Below are 12,544 nucleotides of genomic sequence, written 5' to 3'. Positions count from 1 at the left end.
ACCTTGAAGTCCTTCTGTCTTATCACCTGTACCAGTTGGCGTTACTTTCTCAACAACTGGGGTATAGGTCGTTACAGCCGACTCTCCATTTTTATCCACCACTCCAACTCGAACTGGAGTTGCCGGACCATAGAAGGTTTTCAGTGGAGTAAAGACAATTGTTTTATTTACAAGATCTAAATCGTACGTCCCTTGGTTGGCAATGGTTAGCGAAGTTACCTTTTGTCCATTCTCATCATAAAGAAAGACACTACTTTGGACTAGTTCGACGGATTTCTTTGCTCCATTAATGGTTGTTGTCCCTTTTGTAAAGTGAACCGCACTCTCGCTTGCTCTATCCTCATCAAATTGAATCGTTGCTGCCTGCTTCTGCCCTTGAAAGCCTTTAGATTTCGCTACACTTGCTGAAGGTACAACTGGAAGCGGAACATAATACACCAACCTATCCCAAGAGAATTCTTTTTCCAACTCTTCATCGCTCGGATTTATCGCACTAATCCAATATTGATCAAGAGCCTCATCTCCCGACAATGTATTTGCGTCAATATCTTCACCTGGGTAATAGCCAGGAATTTCAGGCGAAATCACTTGAGACCAAGTTTGGTCTACAGACCAGGCTGAGTAAGTCACACCTGCTGTCGCATCATTTGGGTGGATTTTTGCCAAAACCTGATCGATTCTCTTCGTTCGAGTAAACGAATGGGATTCTACATGTCTGGGAGGAAGAAGCGATAAATCAGGATTTTTTGCTTTTCTGTAATACTCATAATTAATTTCACGAGTTCCACGAACAGTTTCGGTTAGTTCTGTAATCTTGTGTCTAAACTGAAACTTGAATTGTTTTGGACTAGCCGAGTCACCAAAGGTATGATCTATAAAATCGTTACTGATCAGTTCATATCCTGCATCTTCCAATTTCTTAATTCGACGAGCAGGATCATAAGAAATTGGTCCATTAGATTTTCCTACAACTGTGTCTACCTGGCCTAGTTGCACTTCCTTAGACGGATCATTTACATCCACAAAGGTAAAACTTGCAGATGACAGTTTGGTAGACATTTGGATTGAAACATTATTGGACTCAGTGTACTTGGAACTGCCATTTGCCAGAGCCGAAGAAAGATAAGCCGTAGCACCTGGGGCAGTATCTTGCCCGATAACTGCTCCATCGATAGGAAATTGAACCCTACTTCCAGCAGCAACCGGAGCAGTCGAATGCCAACGAACTGCACGAATCTCTGACCAATCCGACACTTGATCTGCTGTGAGCCATTGTGAAGCATTAATTTCTGCAGCAGTACCCGCGATACGACTATATTGAACCTCCCAGCCTGAAGGTGGTGTTAAAGCTTTTGTCAAACTCACTGTAAATTCAGAACCACGATTTCTGGATTCTAGCTGTTTATCGCCTTTCATCGGCAGGGATGATAAAACATAGACATCTGAAACCGCCTGTTTCGCTGCGTTTTTATAGGTCACTCTGAAATCAATCTCATCACCAGGATAGTGCTCTTGGGTATTATAGGCAAAGTGTTGATCTGTAGCTCTCTTCACTTCAGAGTAGACACCACTCGCTTCAGAAGCCTGTACGATCACATCGAAGTCATAAGAAACCGAATTTTTCGAGGTAACTGTAATGCCGTCGAGCTCCCCTAAGTCGTAACCATTCTGAGCTTGAACGTCAGGAAGTTCCTCGTCCCAAAAAGCAATCGCTTTATAGGTGTAGGTCCCATTTGGAATCGTCTTGTTTTCTAACTTCAAAAGTGTTGCAGGCATAGGGGAGTCTGGAGTCCCCTTTACTTGGGCATAGTAGAGAGTTTTCCCAGTATCTTTGTAATTATAATAGACCTTAAAATTAGGATTTCCACTAAAGTTTAATTGTGGATCAGCCAAATAAGCCAGATGGTAAACTCCCGTCAAGTTTGCGAAGTTCTGAGTAGGAGTTTCTTTACCCGCAGTCCTTGTGATAAAATCTTCCTTAAAACCAGAAGCATCTGTGTGTCGATTGAAGACATCTGTCCGACGGCGTCCAATCATCGAAATTTGCTGGCTAACGCGTGTTAATTCGGCTGAGGCCGTTTGAGATAAGGAAACAGTGTTACGAGTATTCTTAAAAGTGGAATCCGTTCTAGAATCCAACTTACTAATCGTCGAGTCTTTATAGAGACTTTCCCAATTATTAAAACGTGTTTTGGTTTGGAAAACAAACATTGATGTATCATTTGTTGAGGACTTCCTCATCTTGATGTTTTTAAACTTGTACTCCAGTTCCTTCACATCTTGCTCTTCCGTCAGTCGTAGACTACGAGTGCTACTGTTAAAAGTGCCTAATAACTCACCTGTAGCTTTATTGTATACTTCTACAGATGCATCCGGTGAAGAGAAAAATTCATTCCAATAACGATCCTCAATCGCATTGACTTCTCGATAAGACTCTCGTGAATCCTGTATTTTATGGGTGACCGTGTAGTCATTGATAGGATAATCTTTTTCAACCTCAGCAACTGATGAAAGTCGAACATAAGAACGGTATTCTGTTTCACCATAAGAACGAATCATCTCCGAGTCAGACTGATTATAGTGTCTAAATTCAAAGAGAGAAGACTCTGGCTGATCTGTTTTTTGAACAAAGAGAGTATAGGGAAGAACGGCCGTATTTTGATAGCTAGTCCCATCTGCTTTCGTATAGATACCCGTCACGGTTAGGTTTTGCGCTTTTCTATTGATATCTGCTACTTTGGCATTCTTTAACTTGAAAGAAATTGGAATGAGCTTATTTTTATTGTTATTAATATCTTGAAGCGGATTGTTAGCTCTGTTAATCGTCAGATGGTAACCCGTCGCATCGGCAGTCCATCCTAGAGCTTTAGCTTCATCTGTCAATTCATAACCTTCTTTTAACTCTATATTATAGGTATAAGATGTGACAGGATCAATGATATTCCCCCCGACATCACTAATCCCCATACCATTGATCATACGACCATCAAAGACACCATTTCCATAGTTGAAGTAATCATTTCTTGCCGTATTATTCTTAGGATCTTTCGCACCGTTAAATAGATAGTAGGACACGACCGATGAATCATCGTCGACAATACCATCGTTATTTCGATCGTAGCCAATGACCTGATTGCCAGACATTGGAGTCAGACCCCCTACACCGTTTTCTAAGACTTTCCACGTGTGTTCAATGCTTCCAAGTTCTTTGAGGACATTGTCATTTTTGTCATAGAGCTTAGCAGTTGCGGTCACTTTATGGTCCGGCCCAATTGCTTGGACAGCACCTCCCCAGTTATGCGTCAGAGGATCTATCTGAAAAGTATAGACGAAGTTATAGTTTGCTCCACCTCTCAGATTTGCAGGTTCTATCTTTAAATCAAGGTCTCCATTTATTTTTTCTTGGCTGAACTTTACACCACCGACTGGAGAAGGGGTCAATTTAATAGCCTTCCCATTTTGGAAATGAATTTTGATATACCCACCAGAATAGTCTGCTTCGTGTCCAGTAATACTAAAAGTCATGGACTCACGAACACTATCTACCGCATGGATATCCTTGATTGGCGAATGAGTTTTAAATTCTGCATTGACTTCATCTAGCGATCTCTTGCGCCTAGAAGAAGTTTTCCCGCTAGAGCCACTTTCTTCCTTGCTTTTCTGCTCAGTTTGAGTTGATTCTAGAGATTGCTTTTTCTCCTCATCTAAAGAAGGCTGACTCGCTTCCTTCGTATTGTCAACTTGAGAAACTGGTTGGCTCTGAGAGACTGGTGCAGATACTTCTGTTTTGGACGGTTCAGCTTTATCCTCCAGCTCCTTAACCGCTTCGTTCTGTGTTACCACTTTTTGAGGCTCAGAAATGACTTCCTGCCCATTCTCAGCACTTTTTTCCTTCTGTTGAATTTCCGCCTGCGTTTGTTGTTCCTTATTGTTGACTTGAGCTTCATCCGCTTGCACTGGAGAAGTAGCCATGACCATAAAGGTTCCTAGCAATACCGAACAGGTCCCAACACTTAACTTTCTAATTGAAAAGCGGGAAAAAGATTGATTAAAAATTTTTTTCTTCATCATTTCTCCTTTATATTCATACTTAATCTAATATAATAGCTTTATCATTATAACTTATAGTAAATCGAATTTCCAATAGAATGTTCATTTCTACATAAATTTCTTTATAACTCCGTTTGCATAGAAAAAGGAAGCTGAAAAACCAGCCTCCTTCTGTTGTTTTCATTCAATTTTTACCATTATTCCACACTGAAAAGATATGGATATACGGGTTGTTGACCTTGGTGAATCTCTACTTCAACATCTTCAAATTCTTCTGCGATTTCTTGGGCAATTTCATTGGCAAGTTCTTCGCTTCCGTCTTCACCGACATAGAAGGTTACGATTTCACTATCTTCGTCCAACATATGTTTCAAAGTTTCTGTCAAGGTTTGGTGCATGTCAGGATTTGACACGAGGATTTTCCCATCGACCATACCCAGATTATCATTTTCATGAATTGCTAATCCATCGATAGTTGTATCACGAACGGCTGTTGTTACACTACCGCTGATGACATCACCAAGGGCCGCAGTCATGCGCTCTTTGTTTTCTTCGATTGATTTGCTTGGATCAAAGGCAAGAAGGCTGGTCAACCCTTGAGGAATTGTACGTGCTTCTACCACAACAGCAGGTTGTTCAAGCACTTCAGCCGCAGACTGAGCTGCCATAAAGATATTTTTGTTGTTTGGCAAGAAGATAATGTTGCGAGCATTGACCTGTTCAACAGCCTTGATAAAGTCTTCTGTTGAAGGGTTCATTGTCTGACCACCTTCGATAACATAATCCACACCTTGGGCACGGAAGATATCTGCTAAACCTTGACCAGCTACTACTGCGATAAGGGCATACTCTTTTGTTTCAGCAGGCTTGTTGCCTTGAGTTGCTTCTTTTTCAACTTGCGCTTCGTGTTGGTTACGCATGTTGTCCACTTTTACCTTGATCAAGCTACCATATTTGAGACCTTCTTGCATGACAAGACCTGGATCTTCTGTATGGACGTGAACTTTGACAATCTCATCATCGTTGACAACAAGCAGTGAGTCGCCTAAGTCATTCAAGTAGTTACGGAATTCATCGTAGTCAAAGTCCTTAGAATAAGTTGGACCTTGTTTGAGGGCTACCATGATCTCCGTACAGTAACCGAAGGTAATATCCTCAGTTGCCACATGACCTGCTACAGACTTGTGATGCTCTGCATTAATCATTTCACTCATGTTGGCAGGAGTAGCTACAAAGTCTTCAGAAGCACTGTATTCACCAGTAAGAGCTGAAAGGAATCCTTCGTAGATGAAGACCAAACCTTGACCACCTGAGTCTACCACACCAACTTCCTTAAGGACTGGAAGCATTTCTGGTGTCTTAGCCAAAGCTGCTTTTGCGCCTTCCAAGGCTGCACGCATGACCTCAACAGCATCATCTGTTTGCTCCGCTTTTTTCTTGGCACCAATAGCCGCTCCACGAGAAACAGTCAAAATGGTCCCTTCAACTGGTTTCATAACCGCTTTATAAGCTACTTCGACACCGGATTGGAAGGCAAGAGCCAAGTCTTGACCTGTTAATTCATCTTTTTCCTTGATAGCCTGAGAGAAGCCACGGAAGAGCTGAGAAGTGATAACCCCTGAGTTCCCACGCGCACCCATCAAAAGACCTTTAGCAAGAATGCTCGCTACTTCTCCAACTGTAGAAGCAGGCTTATCTGCTACTTCTTTGGCACCATTTTCAATGGTCATTCCCATGTTTGTCCCAGTATCTCCATCTGGAACTGGAAAGACGTTCAATGAATTGACATATTCTGCTTGCTTATTCAAACGAGTTGATGCAGCTTGCACCATCTCTTGGAATAAACTGGTAGTAATTTTTGACACGATTATTCTCCTACAACTTTGATATTTTGAATGTAGACATTCACAGTCTGAGCAGTAATTCCTAGTTGATTTTCTAAACTAAAACGAACACGCTCTTGAATGTTTTTTGACACTTCGCTTATCTTTACTCCGTAGCTCAATACAGTATAAACATCAACTGCAATGCTACCATCTTCGGCTGCTTTTATAACAACACCCTTAGAATAATTTTCCTTACCAAGAAGGGCTTGGAAATTGTCTTTGAGGGCATTTTTACTAGCCATACCGACCACTCCAAAAATCTCAGTTGCGGCACCACCTACTACGGTTGCAATCACTTCATCTGTCAGTTCGATTTGACCATCTTTTGTATTAATTTTTACAGTCATTTTTTTTACCTCAACTAGTTGATACTCTATTTTATCATATTTCAGCCCAAGTGTAAAAGCAGAATGCTGTATCTGCGGATATTTACTCTATTTTTCAAATGGTTTTATCCTTAGAGCAAAAGAAAAAGACCAGTTAGGTCTTTTCATTTTTATTAAACGCGTTCAACTTTACCTGATTTCAAAGCACGAGCTGAAGCCCAAACTTTTTTAGGTTTTCCATCGATAAGAACAGTAACTTTTTGAAGGTTTGGTTTTACGGCACGTTTTGTTTGGTTCATCGCGTGTGAACGGTTGTTTCCTGATACAGTCTTACGACCTGTAAAGTAACATACTTTAGCCATTGTGTTTTCCTCCTATTAGATCTAATATAGCGGATGTGCTAGCACCACATACCGTACTATGTTATCACACTTTCTCTATTTTGGCAAGGAAATTCGAAGACTTTTTAGTGTCTAAATTTTTGGGACTAGTCAAATATCCTTATAACTCCATAAGAAAGCGAGATTTTTCAGACAAAAAACTGGAAAAAGTTTCGGCTCTGTAATTTCTGTAGTGGGTAAAACCACTGTAGGAATGATGGAGCCTATTTGTTGTAGAAAAAAGTCCCATAAGATCTATAATGAAAAGCGACCAAACCATCATTAAAAAGACTTATATGGAACCATTCAATTTTATCACAAACACACTGGGGATCAAAGACTAGAACATTACTATTTTGGATGTTCTAGATGCTGGAACTCATAAAGAAATCATCGCTAAGCTGGATTATCCTGCTCCTAAATACCCTCACTTCCAAGGACAAATGACTAAATATGACTTCCGGAAAGAATCAAAAATTCCCTATTTAGAGTGTGCGGGTTACAAGACTCTCATTCGATTGAGAAAGCGCCGTTTCCGCTGTAAAATCTGTAAAAAAATGTCTGTCGCAATCAAGCCCTTAATCAGATTAAAGATAAAGAGGAGAAACATGAGTGGAGTCGTAACCATCAAAACGGCAGCTTTCGCAATCACACTCGGTAGGGTTTCCATTCCTGACCAGACAGCTTTTCCTAGCCAACGTAGGCCTTGTTTCCACTTCTTCTCTTCTTCAGACCTGGTAACTTCTGATTTTTTTGAGTTGGAGTGTAGTATCTATAACCACTTCTAGTCACATATGCATCCATTTTCGTGTCCTTTATCATCTCTCTTCCCCCTCTTTTTATGGCTTCATTATACCATGGATGAGGGGGAATTACTAGATGTTCTATTTTTTATGCTTACGAAAACCTGCAAGACCCAACAATCCCAAAATCATTCCCACAACTGGAAGCATGCTTGCTGCTGTTCCTGTATTTGGAAGTGATGGCTGCGGTTGTGGCTTGCCTGGTTCTTTAGGCTCTGGTTTTGGAGGTTCTGGCGTTGTTGTTGTCACTTTCGCTGTCATCTCTTGTAAATTGACTGTATTGATAAAGGTATTTTCAACCTTCCCAGCCGAGATACGTTCTACCTCGATGTAGAAGTCTGCATCAAAGGTTCCTTTAACGCCTAGAGAGTTTAGGAAGTCTTGATTGATAACATACGACCATTTGCCTGCTTTTTCGTCCCATTTGACGGCCACAATCTTCTTGAGGAAGTCAGGATTTGTATCCTGGTTCACTTCAAATAAGAAGGCATAAGCTGTACCTTTGACAATCTTGTCACCAGCTTTGACTACTTTACCATCCTTCAGGATGACATCATAAGGCAAGATAAGGTCTTTCTCAGCTGTGTACTCTGTACCCTTGAAAATGCCTTGCCACTTACCTGTATATCGATCATGAACCACATCTAACTGGTCACTACCGTCATATTGGAAGAGGCTATCATGTTTAGCTGGAACAGTTACGCCATCAAGTAGATAGCGGATGTATTGGCCAATCTGTACCTCTTGACCGTCCAAGACTTTCTTATTATTCTTTTGATCCAGGGCATGTTTCTCTGGCTTCACATCAGGAACTGAGACAGTCACAAGGTTTGATTGATAGCCATTCCCAAAGTCAATCTGTTTAAAGTCATTCTCGACTTTGTCCCCTGCTTTAACCAAGAGTTTGGCTGGAAGATCAACAGTAACATTCTTATTTGGTTTCACGTAGTTCTGATAGAAACTCTTAGAATCCTTGGCTACCCAGAGATAGAACTCACCTTTAGGTTGCAAGTTCAATTCCTTCAAAATTTTATTGATTGCATCAGTACGTCCTGCATCTGAAAGTACATGATACATGTCAAATAGGTTTTTCACGTCTTTACCAGCAGCAGTCATCTTGATCTTGCTGTGGTCAACTGTGAAGGCTTTGTCTTGAACATCATCTAAGATTGCAAACTCCTTACCAAGTGCGCTCGCTGAAGCAAGAGTTTTGGCATAAGAACTGTAGTCTGTCATCAAGCGGAAGGTCACGTTACGATCAAATGTTTTAGCACCATTGATATCCTTTCCAGAATGATCTAACACAGATTTGACTGGTTTTGGAGGTCTTGGAGTGTAGTTCGTAACAGTATTTGAGAAAACTTCATAGTTATTCACTAACACTTTATAAGTGTTGTCATAGAAGCCCTTGTCATAGATTGGTTTCCAGGTAATCACAGGAGCTTCTAAGCGCTTCCCTTCGTAGGTTGCAGTAAAGGTATAAGTATTCTTTCCTGCATCATAGGCAACGCTCCATCCCGCTTTCTCTGCAGTTGCTTTCGTCACAGCTACATCAGGAACTGCTCCAGCTTCGAGTGGATCAATGATAGTAATCTTGTCACCTTTTTTAAGGTTCGCATAGATATTGTCATGATTCAATGTGTAGAGCTGCGTATCGTTTTTAGCAACTGTTTGGCCATCTGTATTCGTTTTATCTGTGTCAGATACAGACTTGCGGACAGTAGGTTTATACTGCAATTTGTAACCGTGATAGCTTGCGGATAACTTCTGATTTTTAGTTTCAGATAGAGTTTTAAGCGCCAAGGTTGGTTTGGCTGGATTTTTCGCATTGACCAATTCAGCTGATACAGGTTCAGTCTTAACTGGCTTCACGGTTGTTTTAGTAATGGTTGCAGTAGCTGGAACTCCAACAACCGGCGCTAAAGCCTTCGTATTCAAAGCAAACCAGAAAGTTTGGCCACCTGAATTATCTGGTCCATCCCATTGGATAAATTCGGATGTGAAGGCTGTCCCTTCCTTAAAGACACCAAGTGCAGCTCCCTTGTATTGGTAAGGTGAGTCAGATTTATCCCAAAGATGCCCCACATCTTGTTGGTCGTTGTAGCCTTCAGCGCGAACATAACCATTATTCTTGTTATAGCTTACAGTTGAGCCGTTAATTTCAACATGAGTTCCGTTAATGGCTTTCGCACCTTCCCAACCAATACGATTGTGATTGAGTGAAGAATAGGTCAGGGTTGCAGGAGTCTTTTCACTTGCTTTGAAAGCTACTTCTTTCCCATCCACGTTGTAGTAGTAGGTATCCGTAACCAAGAAATTCATGTAGTCTGCTGGTACACCGGTTCCATCGTTACGAGCTACTACGAATCCTTCTGTTGGGTCATTCAAGACATAGACATCATTCAATCCTGTCTTCCCTTGATTAAGAATCTCGAATTTTCGATGGATACGAGAAATATCATGCTTTTTACCATCTGCAGTTGAAACAGTCAAACCTTTCAGATTAGTGTAGTCAACTTCTGTTTTCCATCCAGTGCCAACATCCTCGTATTTCAAGACTTTAGTCGAGTCAAGAATACGAGCATAGCCTGAGGTTCCTTTTGATGAGAGAATGTAACCTTTAGTAGTTACCTGCGCTCCTGGAGCAGAGGACTCCACTGTTGCTTCAGGATTTGCTGTCGCAACACTAATGGCTTGCAAGACTACTTCTTTTATGTAGCCTTCCGTGCTTGTCTTAGCTCGAAGCTCATCGTACTTCTTCTGCCATTCCGCTTGGGTCTGCTTAGCTTTGTCATAAGCTGCTTGGTTTTGTTCCCCAATTTGCTTCGCTTCATCAGCTGAAGAAACTTCCTGTGTTTTAGAGGTTAAAAGTACACCAGAGTTTTTCAAATCTGTTGATTTACGATCAGCATCTTGATTAACTTGATCACTAGCATTCTTCTTCTCTGCATAGGCAGCCATGATGGCTTTGTTAAGCTCCACTTTGCTTTTTGCAGTTGCAATAGCTTTGTCATTTTGTTTCTTCAATTCTTCTACTTCTGCGATTGAAGAAACGGTACGTGTCACAACCTTAACCGTTACATCCTTTTTCTCCAAATCTATTGCAGCAGCTTCTACTGCTTGATTTAATTCAGTAGCTTGTTTGACAGTAGCTTCGTACTTCCCTTTTTCTTCCAGGTAGGTTGAGACAGCTTGCTGATTTCCTGCTAAGACTTTCTTAGCTGTTTGAGTAGCTTTGTTGTTTTGAGTCGCTGTCCCATCTGTGGCAGTCGAACCATCATTCGTCACTGTAACAGTTGTTGATTGTTCGTGCTTGCCTTTTTCAGTGGCCACAAAGCTATTATTAGCTTGAATGGCTTCCTGCGCTTCCTTAAAGGCTTCATTGTTTTGAACTTGTTTTTCAGTCGTTTCTTCAAGTGCCTTTATTTGCTTAGTCTGGTCTTGTTTAATCTCAGCCTTAGACTGTTCAAGACTTGATGAGGTAGTATTTGTACCCTTATCAATGCTTGATGTCTCAGATACAACTACTCCAGCTTGTTTAGCCTTGTCAGCAGCCTTTGTGACTGCACTATTATCAATCGCTACGGACTGGCTTCCTGTTGTTTTACCAGCTTGTGTAGCGTACATGTTATTGTCGTTTTCAATTTCAGGCTGAACTGCTTCATCCGCCAATACAGAACCTGCAGAGAAGGCTACAATACCTGCAACTGCAATTCCTGATACCAGGCCTTTAGCCCATTTTTTCTTACGGAAATATCCGTGTCCTTGTGTTTTTTCTGTCATATATCTCTCCTTTTCTTAATTAAAATAGTTTTTTCTTGTAAAAGTAACCTACTGCTGTCAACAACATGCCACCAATTACAGCTGGGAAACTTTGTTCTGTTCCTGTGTTTGGCAAAGTTACCATTTTACCATCCGCAGTTGAAACACTGATTATCTTGTCTTCATTTGTAACAGCTCCAAGTGCTTCAGGAGCAACTACAGAACCATCTGAAAGGATAAGATGCCCATTTTGAGTGCTAACAATAGAATCACCTGTGCTAGTTTGAACAGGTGATTTCGTAATATCATGCACTGCCTGACCTGTTGACGTAGATGCTGTTCCAATTTGTGACTTCCCTTTTTGTTAAACGCGTTCAACTTTACCTGATTTCAAGGCACGAGCTGAAGCCCAAACTTTTTTAGGTTTTCCATCGATAAGAACAGTAACTTTTTGAAGGTTTGGTTTTACGGCACGTTTTGTTTGGTTCATCGCGTGTGAACGGTTGTTTCCTGATACAGTCTTACGACCTGTAAAGTAACATACTTTAGCCATTGTGTTTTCCTCCTATTAGATCTAATATAGCGGATGTGCTAGCACCACATGCAGCACTATGTTAGCACACTTTCTCTATTTTAGCAAGGAAATTCGATGATTTTTTATTTAACGTAAACAACTCCAAGTTTACCAAAAGCGACTTCCCCACGGATAATCAAGGTTTTGTTTGTTGGCGCTACAGGAGCATCTGCCTTAGCTGCACCAAAGGAGGTTTCTACTTTCAAATCGACACGCCAGTGTTGTGGAACATAGACAGTTGCATTCCCGAAGGCCACTTCAATATTTAAAGTCGCAAAATCACCTAACATCTCTGCATTATCATAGTAGATTTTAGCATCCCCAAAAGCGACTTCCACTTGGTCATCTACGAGATCTTGATCTTGCTTATAGAAGGTCCCGCTACCAAAAGCGACTTCCTTATCCGTGACGACTGTTTTTTTGCCATCGTACCACCATTTTTTTTCATTCCAGAACTTACTTGAATGCGTCAGATAACCAACACCTAGAACTGCTAAGATACTAGCCCAAAACAAAGACTGGTTTGGAATAGGAAAAATGTTATAAAAATGATTCGCAATCATTAAGGCTACTAGAGCGGTAAAAACTGCTGAAGTTAGATGGCGTCTGAGAATGGATTCAACTGACTTGTAGGCAAAAAAGACGATACCAATCAAAGGCCATATTTTGCCATCCAAAGAAGGAATTCCAAAATTCCCTTGCAGCAAGATCCAAGCTGCTAAAACCAATAAAACAATACCAAATGCTTTCTTTTTCATGTTTT

General features: G+C 41.0%; 7 protein-coding genes and 3 pseudogenes. 1 reads left to right on the top strand and 9 read right to left on the bottom strand.

Going from position 1 to position 12,544, the window contains the following annotated elements; genetic code table 11:
• The 4 genes from HMPREF2655_RS02615 to rpmB (HMPREF2655_RS02600) form a co-directional block, all read right to left on the bottom strand.
• The coding region (locus HMPREF2655_RS02615; protein WP_049500831.1) for a YSIRK-type signal peptide-containing protein at positions 1-4,071 on the bottom strand (4,071 nt) is incomplete at its 3' end.
• A 176-nt stretch (positions 4,072-4,247) separates the two neighbouring features.
• Positions 4,248-5,915, bottom strand: a complete 1,668-nt coding sequence (locus HMPREF2655_RS02610) for a DAK2 domain-containing protein (RefSeq protein ID WP_000036688.1) — start codon at positions 5,913-5,915, stop codon at positions 4,248-4,250.
• 2 nt (positions 5,916-5,917) lie between these two features.
• A complete protein-coding gene (locus HMPREF2655_RS02605; protein WP_000216434.1) occupies positions 5,918-6,283 on the bottom strand; it encodes an Asp23/Gls24 family envelope stress response protein in 366 nt (121 codons plus the stop codon).
• 152 nt (positions 6,284-6,435) lie between these two features.
• The gene (rpmB, locus tag HMPREF2655_RS02600; protein WP_001140948.1) at positions 6,436-6,624 is read right to left on the bottom strand and encodes a 50S ribosomal protein L28; all 189 of its coding nucleotides are present in this window, start codon (positions 6,622-6,624) and stop codon (positions 6,436-6,438) included.
• A 365-nt stretch (positions 6,625-6,989) separates the two neighbouring features.
• Here rpmB (HMPREF2655_RS02600) and HMPREF2655_RS09905 point away from each other — a divergent pair.
• Positions 6,990-7,212 (top strand): annotated as a pseudogene (locus tag HMPREF2655_RS09905) (transposase family protein); the annotation flags it as partial.
• On the opposite strand, the pseudogene HMPREF2655_RS10510 reads toward HMPREF2655_RS09905, so the two are convergent.
• The 5 genes and pseudogenes from HMPREF2655_RS10510 to HMPREF2655_RS02575 form a co-directional block, all read right to left on the bottom strand.
• A pseudogene (locus HMPREF2655_RS10510) lies at positions 7,199-7,464 on the bottom strand (hypothetical protein); the annotation flags it as partial. The pseudogenes HMPREF2655_RS09905 and HMPREF2655_RS10510 sit on opposite strands and share 14 nt — an antisense overlap.
• Positions 7,465-7,526: 62 nt before the next feature.
• Complete coding sequence (locus tag HMPREF2655_RS02590) at positions 7,527-11,228, bottom strand: SspB-related isopeptide-forming adhesin (protein ID WP_063641739.1); 3,702 nt, start codon at positions 11,226-11,228, stop codon at positions 7,527-7,529.
• Between the two features lie 19 nt (positions 11,229-11,247).
• Positions 11,248-11,571: pseudogene (locus HMPREF2655_RS02585) on the bottom strand (LPXTG cell wall anchor domain-containing protein); the annotation flags it as partial.
• Entirely contained in the window at positions 11,572-11,760 is a 189-nt protein-coding gene (gene rpmB / locus HMPREF2655_RS02580; protein WP_001140948.1) for a 50S ribosomal protein L28, read from the bottom strand.
• Between the two features lie 104 nt (positions 11,761-11,864).
• Positions 11,865-12,539 carry a LiaF transmembrane domain-containing protein gene (locus HMPREF2655_RS02575; RefSeq protein WP_070837456.1) on the bottom strand — a complete coding sequence of 225 codons (675 nt, stop codon included), beginning with the start codon at positions 12,537-12,539 and terminating at the stop codon, positions 11,865-11,867.
• Positions 12,540-12,544: the final 5 nt, after the last annotated feature.

The organism is Streptococcus sp. HMSC066F01 (genome assembly GCF_001837335.1).
Taxonomy (GTDB): Bacteria; Bacillota; Bacilli; order Lactobacillales; family Streptococcaceae; genus Streptococcus; species Streptococcus oralis_S.
The sequence above is the reverse complement of the archived record's forward strand: the minus strand, read 5'-3'. Positions and strand labels throughout refer to the sequence as shown.

Coding starts and splice junctions, on each gene's coding strand:
- HMPREF2655_RS02605 (WP_000216434.1), bottom strand. CDS start 6,283: ATGACTGTAAAAATTAATACAAAAGATGGTCAAATCGAACTGACAGAT.
- rpmB (WP_001140948.1), bottom strand. CDS start 6,624: ATGGCTAAAGTATGTTACTTTACAGGTCGTAAGACTGTATCAGGAAAC.
- HMPREF2655_RS02590 (WP_063641739.1), bottom strand. CDS start 11,228: ATGACAGAAAAAACACAAGGACACGGATATTTCCGTAAGAAAAAATGG.
- rpmB (WP_001140948.1), bottom strand. CDS start 11,760: ATGGCTAAAGTATGTTACTTTACAGGTCGTAAGACTGTATCAGGAAAC.
- HMPREF2655_RS02575 (WP_070837456.1), bottom strand. CDS start 12,539: ATGAAAAAGAAAGCATTTGGTATTGTTTTATTGGTTTTAGCAGCTTGG.